This window comes from Moritella sp., assembly GCF_013215705.1.
Classification (GTDB): Bacteria; Pseudomonadota; Gammaproteobacteria; order Enterobacterales; family Moritellaceae; genus Moritella.
This window is the reverse complement of sequence record NZ_JABSQR010000013.1, coordinates 22,699-36,664: the sequence shown is the minus strand read 5'-3', so window position 1 is coordinate 36,664 and position 13,966 is coordinate 22,699. Positions and strand designations below refer to the sequence as shown.

General features: G+C 41.5%; 12 protein-coding genes and 1 pseudogene. 6 read left to right on the top strand and 7 right to left on the bottom strand.

The annotated features are described in order from the left end of the window. Positions 1-138 precede the first annotated feature (138 nt). The 5 genes from HRT96_RS10275 to dusA form a co-directional block, all read right to left on the bottom strand. Positions 139-555 carry a phosphate ABC transporter substrate-binding protein gene (locus HRT96_RS10275; protein ID WP_293155905.1) on the bottom strand — a complete coding sequence of 139 codons (417 nt, stop codon included), beginning with the start codon at positions 553-555 and terminating at the stop codon, positions 139-141. Positions 556-620: 65 nt separating this feature from the next. Beyond that, positions 621-1,037 carry a phosphate ABC transporter substrate-binding protein gene (locus tag HRT96_RS10270; protein ID WP_293155902.1) on the bottom strand — a complete coding sequence of 139 codons (417 nt, stop codon included), beginning with the start codon at positions 1,035-1,037 and terminating at the stop codon, positions 621-623. A gap of 7 nt (positions 1,038-1,044) precedes the next feature. Next, positions 1,045-2,376: a hypothetical protein gene (locus HRT96_RS10265; RefSeq protein WP_293155899.1), complete on the bottom strand. Its 1,332-nt coding sequence runs from the start codon at positions 2,374-2,376 to the stop codon at positions 1,045-1,047. Positions 2,377-2,427: 51 nt separating this feature from the next. Then, the gene (locus tag HRT96_RS10260) at positions 2,428-4,047 is read right to left on the bottom strand and encodes a methyl-accepting chemotaxis protein (protein ID WP_293155896.1); all 1,620 of its coding nucleotides are present in this window, start codon (positions 4,045-4,047) and stop codon (positions 2,428-2,430) included. 370 nt (positions 4,048-4,417) lie between these two features. Beyond that, positions 4,418-5,410 (bottom strand): tRNA dihydrouridine(20/20a) synthase DusA, encoded by a 993-nt coding sequence (gene dusA, locus HRT96_RS10255; RefSeq protein ID WP_293129199.1) that lies wholly within the window; start codon positions 5,408-5,410, stop codon positions 4,418-4,420. Between the two features lie 348 nt (positions 5,411-5,758). Between dusA and zur the strand changes: the two genes are divergently transcribed. Continuing rightward, on the top strand, positions 5,759-6,199 hold the full coding sequence (zur, locus tag HRT96_RS10250; RefSeq protein WP_293129197.1) for a zinc uptake transcriptional repressor Zur: 441 nt from the start codon (positions 5,759-5,761) through the stop codon (positions 6,197-6,199). Positions 6,200-6,223: 24 nt separating this feature from the next. Continuing rightward, entirely contained in the window at positions 6,224-6,688 is a 465-nt protein-coding gene (locus HRT96_RS10245) for a chemotaxis protein CheX (protein ID WP_293155893.1), read from the top strand. 101 nt (positions 6,689-6,789) lie between these two features. Here the strand turns inward: HRT96_RS10245 and HRT96_RS10240 are convergent, their stop codons facing one another. Together HRT96_RS10240 and HRT96_RS10235 are read right to left on the bottom strand one after the other, a co-directional pair. Beyond that, positions 6,790-7,392 carry a peroxiredoxin C gene (locus HRT96_RS10240; protein WP_006030162.1) on the bottom strand — a complete coding sequence of 201 codons (603 nt, stop codon included), beginning with the start codon at positions 7,390-7,392 and terminating at the stop codon, positions 6,790-6,792. Positions 7,393-7,691: 299 nt separating this feature from the next. Further along, positions 7,692-8,195 (bottom strand): annotated as a pseudogene (locus tag HRT96_RS10235) (radical SAM protein); the annotation flags it as partial. A 263-nt stretch (positions 8,196-8,458) separates the two neighbouring features. Between HRT96_RS10235 and HRT96_RS10230 the strand changes: the two are divergent. From HRT96_RS10230 to HRT96_RS10215, 4 genes are read left to right on the top strand one after another with little or no spacing between them, the layout of a single operon-like run. Further along, positions 8,459-9,631, top strand: a complete 1,173-nt coding sequence (locus HRT96_RS10230; RefSeq protein WP_293155890.1) for a site-specific integrase — start codon at positions 8,459-8,461, stop codon at positions 9,629-9,631. Then, positions 9,625-11,121: a site-specific integrase gene (locus HRT96_RS10225; RefSeq protein ID WP_293155887.1), complete on the top strand. Its 1,497-nt coding sequence runs from the start codon at positions 9,625-9,627 to the stop codon at positions 11,119-11,121. The genes HRT96_RS10230 and HRT96_RS10225 overlap by 7 nt, the downstream gene beginning before the upstream one ends. Then, complete coding sequence (locus HRT96_RS10220; RefSeq protein ID WP_293155885.1) at positions 11,114-13,537, top strand: hypothetical protein; 2,424 nt, start codon at positions 11,114-11,116, stop codon at positions 13,535-13,537. The genes HRT96_RS10225 and HRT96_RS10220 overlap by 8 nt, the downstream gene beginning before the upstream one ends. After that, complete coding sequence (locus HRT96_RS10215; protein ID WP_293155882.1) at positions 13,530-13,958, top strand: hypothetical protein; 429 nt, start codon at positions 13,530-13,532, stop codon at positions 13,956-13,958. Before HRT96_RS10220 ends, HRT96_RS10215 begins: the two co-directional genes overlap by 8 nt. The last annotated feature ends 8 nt before the right edge of the window (positions 13,959-13,966 follow it).

The window sequence follows — 13,966 nt, the reverse complement described above, 5'->3', positions numbered from 1 at the left end:
ATTTACTTATAAATCGTAGTTGGAAGAAGAGAGGAGATAATCTATCTGGATAGTGAAAAGCAATGAGCCAATAGCATTATAATAGGGGTTATTTATCACCTTAATAGCGCTGTGACTCTTGTTTATAAACGTCATTAATTATGGGCGATATACTATTTTCACGGAATCATCGACTTCAGCAATATCTAAATAACCAATCGCATTTTTATTACGGGCAATCTTACGCCGTAACAACTGTGTAGAAGAAACAACTTCTGGCTTTTGACCTAATCCCGTAAACACATTTTTAGACCAATACGCATTGACTTGTGCCGGAGTACGGCCAGTCACTAAAGCATGAAAGTCTTTATGTAATCTTGATTGCTTTGGTAACTCATATATTTTCGCTAAGTTCCCATTTGGTAATTTTTTAGCCTGGCCAAGATATAACTTTTTGACCTGAATGCGGGTAAATTCATCAGGACCTAATGGATTAACGACCACCACTATCTCAGCCATCACTGATGAAATAAAAAATGGTAATAGAAATAGTATGCCCTTGATCATTCTCTGCATTTTTTCCTCCATGAAATTTGTAATCAATTCCCCACCCAACAGCTCGGCATTAAGTGGGGATAGCGTTAAGGTCGGTAAGCAATTTTGACGCGATCATTCACTAACAATTCGTCAATGTAACCTATCGCATTCTCATTACTGCCAACCAACGACAATATCAATTCAGGTGTACGTACTGTACGCGGCGGTTTTCCTTTGCCGGTAAAAATAAGACGCGACCAATAAGCTTGTAGCTGTGAAGCACTTTTATGCGTGACCTTCTCATGGAATTCACGCTTAATGTCACTATCACCAGCCATATCTATGATATATGCTTTGCCTTGACCGGGAAGATGTTTACTCTTCCCTAAATACAGTTTGCGCACTTGCGTTGGTGATAAATAATCCGGACCTAACAGGTTGACGATCACCACTACCTCAGCCTGTGCGTTCCCTATTAACATCAACGACAATAATGCACCTTTAAGTAGAGTTCTCATCATCCTCTCCCTAAAACACCATGTTCAATGATGTGGTGTAAACCAAGGTATCTTCTTCAGCTTGTGACACATTGCCCGTTAAGCCACCGCTAGTATTGGCAAAGTCATCACTGTAAGTAACATCAAATTTAAGCGCCATATTAGCGTTTATATCATAACGAAAGCCGGCACTATAGGTAGAACGCTTCGCATTAAAAATAGCTTGGTTGTAAGTATTATAAATCTTTTCTGGATCAATACTGCCTTCTGTTGCACTTGCACGTTCATCGTCATCGGTGGTTTCCATAATGGCATAAGTGACATAAGGAGTTATATTACCAACGCGATAAGCCATAGAAATATAAGCAGAGTCAACATCTTGCCAATTACCGGAATAGTTAGTAGCGGAGGTAGCTAAACCACTACCATCAACTTTAGATCGAGTCCATTCCGTTACAACCAGTAAATCGCCATCGTCATAACTGGCACCAAGGCCAAGAAAGCTAGCATCAGAGTCAGTGAAGTTAACTAGCTTTGTCTCAAGGGCTGTCCCCGGTACATAACCTTGACCCGAATTTAGGGTGGCCAACACATAACTAGCGCGAACACTAAAACTGTTATAGCTGAAGGTTGTCGAGAGTCCCATTACGTCATCATATTCAACATCGGTACCAAACTCTGTTTCTTCATCGGGATCGGAACCAACACCGGTAAATCCCTGAAATTGCCAGTCTGCTTCATCAAACGGAATAGTATAGACAAAATCGATACCTTCGTATGAGCTTACTGGAACAACCGCGTAAATTTCTTCTGGTGGGCGTAACCAAGGCTGTGCAAAGTTAACTTCTAAATAATCTGAATACATATACAAAGGCACACGTAAACGACCCGCTCGCACGGTTAAATCGTTATCAAAGGTATGACTTAAAAAGGCCCATTCCATTTCTGGACGCCAGTGTTGTTCAGCACGAGCAACCAGTTGCGCAATTAGAAAAGTATTCTCTGTTACTTCAAATGCAGCTTGCAGACCGACTTTGGTTTCAGGTACGTAATCTAGCGTTTTTTCATAGCCAGCATAACCAGCATCATTTGATGCCATGCCTGCACTTAAGGTGAAAAAGCCATTCACGGTGACATTGTTAACACGATTTGTTTCAGCTTGCTGCTCTTCAAGTACAGATACTTGTTCTTCCAGTAATTGCACACGGCGTAATTGTTCTGCGGCGGTATATGACGAGAATAACGCTGCTGAAATACAAGCAGCTAAAGATAATGTTGCGGTGGTTTTCTGTAATAGGGTTGCTCTAACTGTTGATACAATGTTTGATCCATCAATAGTAATAATAGCAATTTGCTTGCTCATAAAATTTCTCTCCTTAGAAATTTCGTGCAGCAAGCAAATTATAGTTACTTACTACACACTAAATTGATTTGTTGCTTTCCTTAGCTTTTGTGTAGCAACTTCAATAGCTTGCGCTATCTCGTCAAGCACTTCGGTATCTTTAGATACTTGTGTTGCTATCGAATGAGTTTCATCGATATAACCATGTATCAGTTTTGATGTTTGAGCCTGTTCTTCCGTCGCTGATGCAATTTGCTCGTTGACGATATTGATGGCTTGAACTTTACCCGAAATGTTTGTTAGAGAATCGCCAGCACTAGATGATCGCTCTACGCCAATATCCGCTTTACTCATCCCACGTTGCATTGCTTCCACAGCGCCTCGAGAAGCACGTTGCAATTCTTCCAATACTTGTTGGATCTCTTGGGTTGAATCTTGTGTGCGAGATGCTAAAGTCCGAACTTCGTCTGCAACGACTGCAAAACCTCGTCCTTGTTCACCCGCACGTGCCGCTTCAATGGCTGCATTTAAGGCTAACAGATTGGTCTGATCAGCGATACTACGGATAGTATCGAGGATCACGCCAACATTGCTAGTATGAGCGTCTAATTCGTCGATTACTTGTGACGCTGTTTTCACCTCATCAGCCAGTTCGTGTATGGCTTCGATAGTCTTTTTAACAACCACAGTACCAGTCTCAGCTTCGCGGTTTGCACTGCTTGCTTCTGCCGAAGCATTAGACGCATAATCAGCAATATGCCTGACAGTCTCAAACATTTCGTTCATCGAGCGAGATACCTGATCAATCGACTGACTTTGCTCTTGAATTCGAGATTTAGAAGTACTGCTTGATGTCGCTAATTGCGTCGATGCTTGTGATAACGAATCGATCGATTGAATGGTTTCGCTAATACTGCCATGAAGTTTGTCTAAGAACAGATTAAACCAATGTACCAGCTCACCCACTTCATCTTTATTTACATAATCAATACGGACCGTAAGATCACCGTCGCCTTGCGCGATCTCTTTTAATGAATCAGATACTTTACGAATACTGCCTGTGATCGATACCGTCAACCAATAACATACCGCTAGTACTAATATAATCACACCGACAGCTAACATCACACCGCGATTACGACTCGTATCAGAGCTCGCTAATGACGTTTCAATCAAGGCCGTGAAGTCAGCTTGGCTGTCTTGTTTAAACTGACCTAGATCAGCTAACAATTTTTCTAATATAAAACGGTTCTTCTCTGCTAACACAGATAAGTCATCCATGGAAATGGTGCCGTTAATCAAACCATTAGCTAGATATTTCGCAGAATTATAATACTCTTTAGCTTCCGCCTTAATTAACAATAACTCGCTGCGTTTATCAGGGTGAATAGAATTAATTATGTCTAATTGACTAATGAGATCAGCATATACTTCATCAGCACTTAGCAGCATATCTTCATCACCAATGGTTACGGATGTTTCAATTGCTTGAGTTAACTCGGCAATCTTACTGTTACTGATCGTGGCAGCTTCAAGTACTGGATAATAAATTGCAGACAGTTGTAATAACCGTTCTTTATTTTCTTTCACCACCAGAATGTTGGCGAAAAGATAAGTTAAAAAACTGACGACAACAACTGCCGAAAGAATGCCGATCTTATGCTTGATTTTTAGTTGGGTGGAAAGTCCCATTTCATACCTCTGTAGCGTTTGTAAGTTAGCTTGGTAATGTGATTACAATACCAATTCCGTCCTTGTGATCTAACTTATAGATCGGACAACATCCTTAAATTCTCTAATAACGTATCGGCCTTGAAATTAGAATCATGACCGTTTTGTAAAAATTATGTTATTAATTCGTTAGTATTAGAAAATTCATACTACCTGAATAAATTAACTCAAACGAGCATCACTCATTAATAAGTGATCACCTTCTGACAATTGATTCTATCTATATACAAAAAAAGCTTATTATAAATAACTATAATAAGCTTTATGGCTTTTCCTTTAATCTTTAAATCAGCATATTCACACTATATTTTAACTTTTAGGACCTATAATTTTAGCATTTAGGCACTAACAGTAATGCAGCTTCTACAACCTCAACACCCGCGCCTTTTTTATGCCCTTGCTCGCTGAGGTGACGTTTCCACGCTCTTGCTCCCGGCAATCCAAGGAATAGCCCAAGCATATGGCGATAAATATGCGTTAAACTGCCACCATTACGAATATGATTATCAATATACGGTAGCATCATTTCAGCGTAATCGTGACGGCTATGGATCGACTTCTCGCCACCATAAACCAGCTCATCAATTTGGCTCAATAAAAAAGGGTTATGATACGCTTCACGCCCCATCATCACGCCGTCCACATGGCCGAGATGTAATTGCGTTTCTGCTAATGTTTTAACACCACCATTGATAGCAATGAACAGCGCTGGGAAGTCCTGTTTAATATCATAAACACGTTGATAATTAAGCTCTGGGATCTCACGATTCTCTTTCGGGCTTAATCCGCTTAACCAGGCTTTACGCGCATGCAAAGTAAAGTCATTACAACCCGTAGCCGCCACGGTGTCGATAAAGGTTTGAAGAAATTCATACGAGTCTTGGTCATCAATACCAATGCGGGTTTTAACCGTAATCGGAATATCAACCACGTCTTGCATGGCTTTTACGCAATCCGCCACCAGCGTCGGTTCAGCCATTAAACAGGCACCAAATTTACCACTCTGCACGCGATCAGATGGGCAACCCACATTCAGGTTAATTTCATCATAACCACGCTCTTGTGCCAACTTCGCACTTTGAGCCAGATCGATAGGATTACTGCCACCTAACTGCAACGACACAGGGTGCTCTTCTTTGTTATAGGCAAGATAATCACCTCGACCGTGAATGATCGCACCTGTGGTTACCATTTCGGTGTACAGCAAGGTATTTTTGGTTAACAAGCGGTGGAAGTAACGACAATGACGGTCTGTCCAATCCAACATAGGGGCAATCGAAAAACGCCCAGGGGCATGAACACTGGTGGTAACTGGCTTGGTCATTGCTTTATTATCTCTTATCTGGATGCGTAAGTGCGCTGAATTACGTTAGCTGCTTTCAAATTCGTGCGGCAGCGAAGCCGCGACGATGAAAAACAAGGGGGCGATCATACACCTTGCGGGCTGCACTTTCAAAAATAAAGATCTTACGCTCCTATTTTTAATTCACCTTTGTAACTATGCAGTAATTCAGACGCTGTTGTTTAGCGAAAAATATATTCAGCAAACAAACTGGATCTGTCATCCCGGTTGTTTGCTTATATGAATAAACTCACTTTCTCTGCATTGCTGATTAGAAAAATCACCTCAATGTGTTAGCATTATCCTTTCTCAGCTATTTGAATGGTTCCGATGACAGATTCAGCGAACAATTTACTCTACAGAGCGCAGCAGCTTTGTATTACCCGTGCAGTTCGCTTCACCCCAATTAGGCAACAAATTTTTCTGTTAATGGCACAGCACAACGCCATGATCAGCGCTTATGATCTGCTTGCTCAGCTGCAGCTATTAGAACCGAATGCCAAACCACCGACGGTTTACCGCGCACTCGATTTTTTACTCGAAGAAGGGTTTATCCATAAAATAGAATCAAGTAATGCCTTTATTTTATGCCCTCACTTTGGTGAAAAGCATCCTTCACAACTACTCTTATGCAAAAGCTGTGGTAGCGTTATTGAATTGCATAATGCCGAAATAGAAGAGTTGCTACAATCACTTGCCGATGAACATGGTTTTGCCATTACGACGAAGACAGTTGAAGCACACGGTATCTGTGCTGATTGTCGTGAATAATTAAATTTTCAGGAATAACAAACTATGCGTGTAGAGTTTATCAATCCATTTATCTCATCTTTATTAAATGTATTAAGTACCATGGCACAAGTGGAATTAACTCCCGGTAAGCCAAGACTCAAAAAAGATGATAAAGCCAAAGGTGATATTTCCGGTATTATGGGGATGATGTCAACCCAAGCTAAAGGTTCATTTGCACTGACATTTGATGAATCATTGGCATTAGCCATCATGCAGAATATGCTGGGTGAGAAACCAGCAAAAATTGATGCTGAAGTCATTGATATGGTGGGTGAGATCACCAATATGGTGACTGGCGGAGCTAAACGTATTTTAGCTGAAAAAGGGTTTGATTTTGATATGTCGACACCGATCGTGGTATCAGGTAAAGATCATACCATTACGCATAAATCTGAAGGGCCAAAATTATTACTGCCACTAACTAGTCCGTTCGGCAATGCCTCGATTGAAATATGCTTTGATGGTTAAGACAATTTAAACGTTATTTAAAATTAAATACTAAAAAGCCAATCTCGATGAGATTGGCTTTTTTATTAGACTAAATTTTTACTTAATAAGTTAAGTGAAAATTATAGACCTTTAGCATTTTTGCTTAGGTATTTAGCAACGCCTTCTGGAGATGCTTCCATAGCTTCTTTGCCAGCTTCCCATTGTGCAGGACAAACTTCACCATTTTTCTCATGGAAGTTTAGTGCATCAACCATACGAAGCATTTCATCAATATTACGGCCTAAAGGAAGGTCGTTAACAACTTGGTGACGAACAACACCGTTTGTGTCGATTAGGAAAGAACCACGGAAAGCCACACCAGCTTCTGGATGTTCAACACCATATGCTTGACAAATATCGTGTTTAACGTCTGCTACTAGTGGGTATTTAACTGGACCGATACCGCCATCTTCAATAGAAGTGTTGCGCCATGCGTTGTGGCTGAATTGTGAATCAATTGAAACACCGATTACTTCAACGCCACGCTTTTGGAATTCTTCTAGACGGTGATCAAAAGCAATTAGCTCTGATGGGCAAACGAATGTGAAATCAAGTGGGTAGAAAAATACAACCGCTGATTTACCTTTAGTGAATTCAGCAAAGTTAAAGTTATCTACGATTTCGCCGTTACCTAGTACTGCTGCAGCTGTAAAATCAGGTGCTTGACGTCCTACTAAAACCATTTTAATCTCCTAAAATTAATTAAATATCCGCTTATTTGCGGCATAATTTTCACATTAAATATAATCTTAAACCAATTGTTTGAGCCAATCGTTTTAATAGACAAAAACTATCAAACAGTTAGTAATCATAAGGTAATAATTATTAAAATATAACCTTAGCAACCATAGCACTGCCCTTTCTGGTTGTCATCTTGTCTGCTACTTTTTCTAAATTACTGTGATAATAGCAGCGCTAAATGTTGAAAATATGACAGTTATACTGTTAACAAATAATAATTATATTGTTGAAAAGAGAATAGTTATAACCCGCGCTGCCATTCTTTACGCAGATTGCTTTGTTCTGGGGTTTCAATTGCCCCACGTACTTGCGCTAATAATTGTGCTTTATCTTGCCCTAACGTCCCTTTCAAAGACAAGTAGTTAGAAGCATGGTCAGATCTGAATACGGTATGCTTCAGGTCTAGATTTTCTAACAACATTTGCATTTCCAAAAATAACCCATGCTGATCAGGTAACTGGAAACCATTGACAAAATTCTTAGCAAACTTAGCTTGTCCTAATGGAAAAGACACGACTAATGTGGACAAATAATCAGGCTGTGCTTCGTTCATTAAGCGGGCTGAATTTAATGCATGCTGCTCAGTAAACTCGGTGCCACCTAAGCCATTTAATATCATCACCGAGGTTTTAATGCCTGCGCCTTTAAGTTTGTATAACGCATCGAGTTGTGAAGCGTAAGTTTCGCCTTTCTCAACTAACGCTAATACTTCATCATCACCACTTTCACAACCGACATAGGGGAGGAACCCGTTTTTTAGTTCACAAAGTTAAGATGTATTACATTTTTACATTGGCATAAACAAGCAGAGAACCTATGTTTAGTACATAATATTTAGCAAGGATCGTCAATGCAATGCAATATAATTTGATTAGCTATAAATCTGAATATTTTGACAGGCAATGCTGGACAATCTTCGATTATGACACTTGCTTAACGCCATTGTATGCCATGATTTACTCTAGCCTCAGACTAAATAAAAGGGCATCTTCGACTCAGCATCGTCACATGACTGCAATCTGTCAGTTTTACGAATATATTCAGCGTAAACACAATGATTCGTTCGATTTCTTTTTCGAACGCAATGGCATGCGAGGTGTGATCAGTGAGCTCGATGGCTTTTCATCATATCTGGATGTGGGGCAAAAAGGGGGGAACATTGTCTCATTTGGCACTAATGCTAATGCGATTGCAGTATCTACGAGTAGACTTCGTATCAGCGATGTTTTCCAATTTCTTCGCTATCTTAATAACCGATACACTACAACAAAATACAACAATACTTTTGTGCCAAAATATATCGGACATGAGCAGACAAAGATTAGCTTTTTACTCCGAGACAAGCAACAAGAGCTCACTGCATCGGGATCAAAGCGTAGTGCTACTGCTATTCAAGAAGAGTATAAAAGTTTGACCCTGTTCCAGTGTGCCGCATTCTTAAAGATTATTCGCCCGACCACCACCGCAAAACCTAATAAATTAAATCCATTTTCAAGTTTAAGAGTGAGCTTTCGAAATTATTTGATCTGTACTCTTGCGCTCGAATACGGTCTGCGCAGAGGAGAAATAAACCTGCTTGAGACTGATTCATTTAAACCGTCGATCCATAACCTTAACGGAGTGACAAGTTATTACATTACTGTGACCAACTGTGATGATGAAGAAAATGTTGAAGGCTCTATAAAAACCGAGACTTCTCATCGCACCCTGAAAATAACGAAAGATCACTATGACTATCTCTGCTTCTATGTAAATAAGCTTCGTTTAAAACTTATTACAAAGAGTGATGGCTCTGAAGAACATGAAGACTGTGATAGCTCGATCCTGTTTTTGTCAACACAGTCTCCAAAACCACTGACCCTACGCATGCTTAACAAAATATTTGAACGACTCACCAAAGCATTGCATCAACACTTCTCAGATATTGCCGATCTCAAATCAATGGAATATATGACGTCATGTCACCCGCATAAACTTCGACATACTTGGGCTGTTTCACAACTCTATCACTTAGTGGACGAACAAAAGATGTCAATAACCGATGCCAAAGATCTACTTCGAGTCAATGGCGGATGGTCAATCAAGAGTGAGATGCCCGATCACTATGGTCGTCGGTTCTTGGCCGACAAGGCAAATGCTGCCAACCTGCGTCATGTTTTACAAGGAAAAGATCAATGTTAGCAGTTAAATTTGATAAAAACAGGAAGTTTGATGCCACGGCAGCTGAGTGGGCTGCATTTGCATCAGAATTGCGCTATAAGCGGCATATTCATTTTCACGCCGCGAGCCATGGTGATACCGCGTATTTGGACACCAGTGAAGATGTCTGGGCTATTCGGGAAGGTGGATTGCCTTATACAATGAATTTTGGTCGCGTTGATGAACAAATACAACCTATTGTAAAATGGCTGATAGTTAAGTTTCTATCGAGTTATTCGATAGCTGTTAGCGTTCAAAATTTTAAAATGATTGAGAGACGAGCTTGGACGATTGATGATTTAACACTACCCAAACTCTATGAAAAAATGGAATTATCTCGCAATTCAAAGAGCGGTTACTACCGAACTGATTTTGCTATCATCAAGCGACTAACAAATTACCTGATCAGTCATGGTGCGCCCGGCACGGATATTGAAGATCTTTTTGATCTCGAACAACAAGCGCCTGAAGCCAGTGTCAACGTCGGGGGCTATTACGACATGGAGGTGCGACTCAGCCCCCTAGAAGAACAATTTATTCGTACTCATTCAAGCCATGATACACAATTCATGACGCGCTTAAACTACACCGAACTACGTGACTTTATTGTCCTGAGACTCTGTTATGAATTAGGCTTACGTCCAATCCAGTTGTTTCGATTATTTAATGATAGTTTTCAGTCAGTCGGCAACTACTTCTCATTACTGCGACCTTGGGCTAAAAAAGGCAAGCCTTCTGAACATAAAAAAGGAACCGATAAATTAGCGATTAGCCCTGAACTGGGCAGAGCCATACAAGCACTCATTGCACGACAAAATAGTCAATCATTGCAATTACTACAGAATGAAAATGGCTCTGATTGGAGGAAAATCCGTGGGACTCGGAGCATAAATAATACACTGGCTCGTTGGGGGGCTGAAAATGCCCACAAAACGCCTTATGATTTTCGTCATAATATGGCGCATCGCATGGTCATGGCTGGTAGCTCGGCATCAGAAATTGCCTATATGCTCGGACACAGCACGCTTCTAGCAGCAAAATACTATATTGCGGCCTGCCCTTCAATTAGTGCATTGCGTGAGAAAGCACTGGGTCGAAATGGCACATACGGGGCGATGGTAGCTTTATTGACCGGAGATCTTGCCCTGGATGACGACTGGCAAGACAAAGAAGTTTTGGGTCGCATCGGTGATGAACTGGCCACAGGAATTGGTGGCTGCGATGCTACCGACTGTGAATACGTGCCAGTTTACAATTGCTATGGCTGCCAAGACTTTCATCCCTTTGAAGATGGCCATCATAATTCGGTGCTAAAGGCATTGCGGTTTGAGGCCTCAAAAATCATTGCCATTTCAGATAGCACCCATCAATCAGGAATGAATCCAGCTATGACCCAGCTAGAAGGCACCATGGAGCAAGTGAAAGCCGTGATTTCACGATGCAGAAACTGTCAAGGAGGCCAACATGCGTAGCAATATTGATGCGTTCAATGCGTTCATTGAACAGGCGAAAGAACATTATGCGACACTAATCACGGCGCAATCGTGGGACGCTGATATCTGGACATCCGAAGGCGACTTTAGCGGAAATAGTCCAACAGCTTCGTTACATTTTACAAAAATATTAAAAAGTAAACACATAAACGCTTCCGTCATCAATAACAGAAATTATATCAACTGGTGTAAAGCGGTCACCACAATGAATGTCCACAAGATGGTATTTGCATCCCTTCAAAGAAATATTAAGGACATGAAATATCTGCATCAGGCACTACTACACGTAAAGGGCGCAGCCGAACCACGGCTGCTCGATGATGCAGTGTTAGAGCAGCTAGAAACAAACCTGATTGCAAGCGGCTATATGACCATATACAAATTATTAAATTCCTGTTTGAAAAAAACAATGCAGCTCAAGGCGATGGCTATTATTCACGTTGGCATCACTTTTACCCATACACATAAACAGAGACCGAATACTGAGCAGAAAGCGCTGAATCAACGGCGTAAAAAAGCGCAATCGATTGACGATAATGAGCGCGACGGTGAGGATAAGCTGCTCTCGATGAAAGCACTTCATTCGCTCGCTTGGTTAACTCTCAATGCTAGCAACAGCTGGGAGCAAGTCGCTCTCCGCCTTTATCATATTTTGATGGTGACCGGTTTTCGCATCGGCGAGCTATTGCGAGTTCGTCATGATGCCTTGATCAGTGTGGCTGAAATCAATGAAACCACAGGTAAGCCGATTTTTGTCGAGAAACGAGATGAAGATGGCAAAGTTGTGCTGAACGACAATGGAAAACCTGAACTCGAACCACAACTAATTTGGGGGATCCATTATTATCCCGAGAAAGGCCATATCGCCGCATACAAATGGTTAGATCCTACCAGCGCCCCGCTAGTCATCGCTGCATTCGAATTTATCAATAAGCAGACAGCAACGTGTCGAGAGCAGTTAAAATGGCTCGAACAGAATCCGACTGCGCCCATAAGATGGGAAAGCAAAACAATGACCTTTAGGGACATTAATGAGCACTTTGTCAACTACGTGAAAGAGCCAAATGAAAATGTTATTACAAATTTTACTAGCCGGTTAAAAAAAGCCGGGGTCTTATCAGTCGGATCGATTGTCGATCAGGCCAGAATTACTATAACGCGCAGACTCCAGAATATGCCATTGCTAAAACTTTTTCGCGTCGCTGACATGAATCGCTATTATCAACAGTCGAAGGGAGATAATCACTATACATCAATTAGCTTCGAAATGGGTGGCAATGGAAAGCGAAAGAAAACCATTACCATCAAAAAATCAGAGTTGCTCTGCATTGCTCCGAGTGGCGCATTGGCATCGCTTACGGACAAGTCTACCGTTTCACATCTGTACCCAGAGATTTTTAACGCTTCATCTATGGCGATTTTTTTTGGCTTGTTGCGCAAGAATACCTCTCCCCTTGCCTCGATTTTTAGTCGCTATGGTCTAAAAGAAGACGATGGCTCGAATATAAAGATTGAGTCGCATATGCCTCGCCATCAATTAAATACCTTTTTAGCCTTGGCTGACGTAGCAGAGCACCAACAGGCGCTTATCGTCGGTCGTCGCGATATTGAACAAAACCGGGCTTATCAACATCTGAGCTTGAAAGATAAGACAAAATATCAGGGCACATCCACCGAGAGCATGCGCCAGAGGGCTGTGCGTGCACAACAGACCAATGAAATTGTTGCTCCCCCCGAGCCTGAAGACAATTTATTGGCAGAACTGGGGGTGGCACCAATAGGGGCAACACCAACAAAACTTGCAGTACAACAAGACGCTCATGCATTTAATAAACCGGCTGAGCATGTCGAATTTATGCAAGAAGCGCTTGAACAGGACAATCTATTGGGTGAGTTGCAGAATAACTTTAACGAAATTCGCCAAAAAGATGGCCTGCAAGCAGCCAAAGAGTTTATTGAAGTTCATGGGCGCAATTTTCATATTGTCATTAATGGCGGTTGCACCCGTAATCTGGCACTTCATGGCTGTGACAAACAACTGCGCTGCCTCGATGGTGAGGGCTGTTTTCATCTAACCATTACCGGTCGCCCCGGAGAGCTAGATAGCATCCAATCGACCCATCAAAACCTGTCGCTCAATGTCGATAAAATGTCGCGATTAGCGCAATCAGGCAAGCTAAAATCTCGCCGTGAACGCGAAGCTTTTGAAATAGAAAAACACAACTTAGCGCAGATGGACATCGTTCTTTGCAAAGCGGAAAACTTTAGTGGTTTTATCCCTATCCGCGTCTTTGAAACGACCAAGCGACTAAATATGACTGGACCTAAAAAGACCGTAGTCGAGAATTTTGCGCAAGATCAACGTAAATTGAAAGAAGAGGTGAAGAATGGCTAAGAATGCTCGTTCAATCAAACTCGATAAAGCCATAGAGGCTGAGTTAAACATCATGCAAACACAGGGGATCGAGAAAGCCCCGATTTCAGCGGTCACATTACATGAAAGGCTCATAGCTAAAGGCGTGATCACAGGTAAGTTAAGCACGCTAACATCACGGGCTGACATGATAGCCGAGTATCGTTTTCTGCAAATGTCTGACAGCGACATGGATAAAGACGAACCTAAATACGGTACAGTCGAGTATTACAAAGGTCGCAACCAAAAACTCATTGCACAGAACAGCGAACTCACCAAGCAGCTAAGTGCAAATACCGCCGCGCTGGATATAATCATTAAGACCGTGGAGTCTCAATCGGCCGTTAAAATTGAGGAGCTAATTCGGAATATTCTTATGCCAATGGAAGATGTGCCATTTTAGGAGACTGT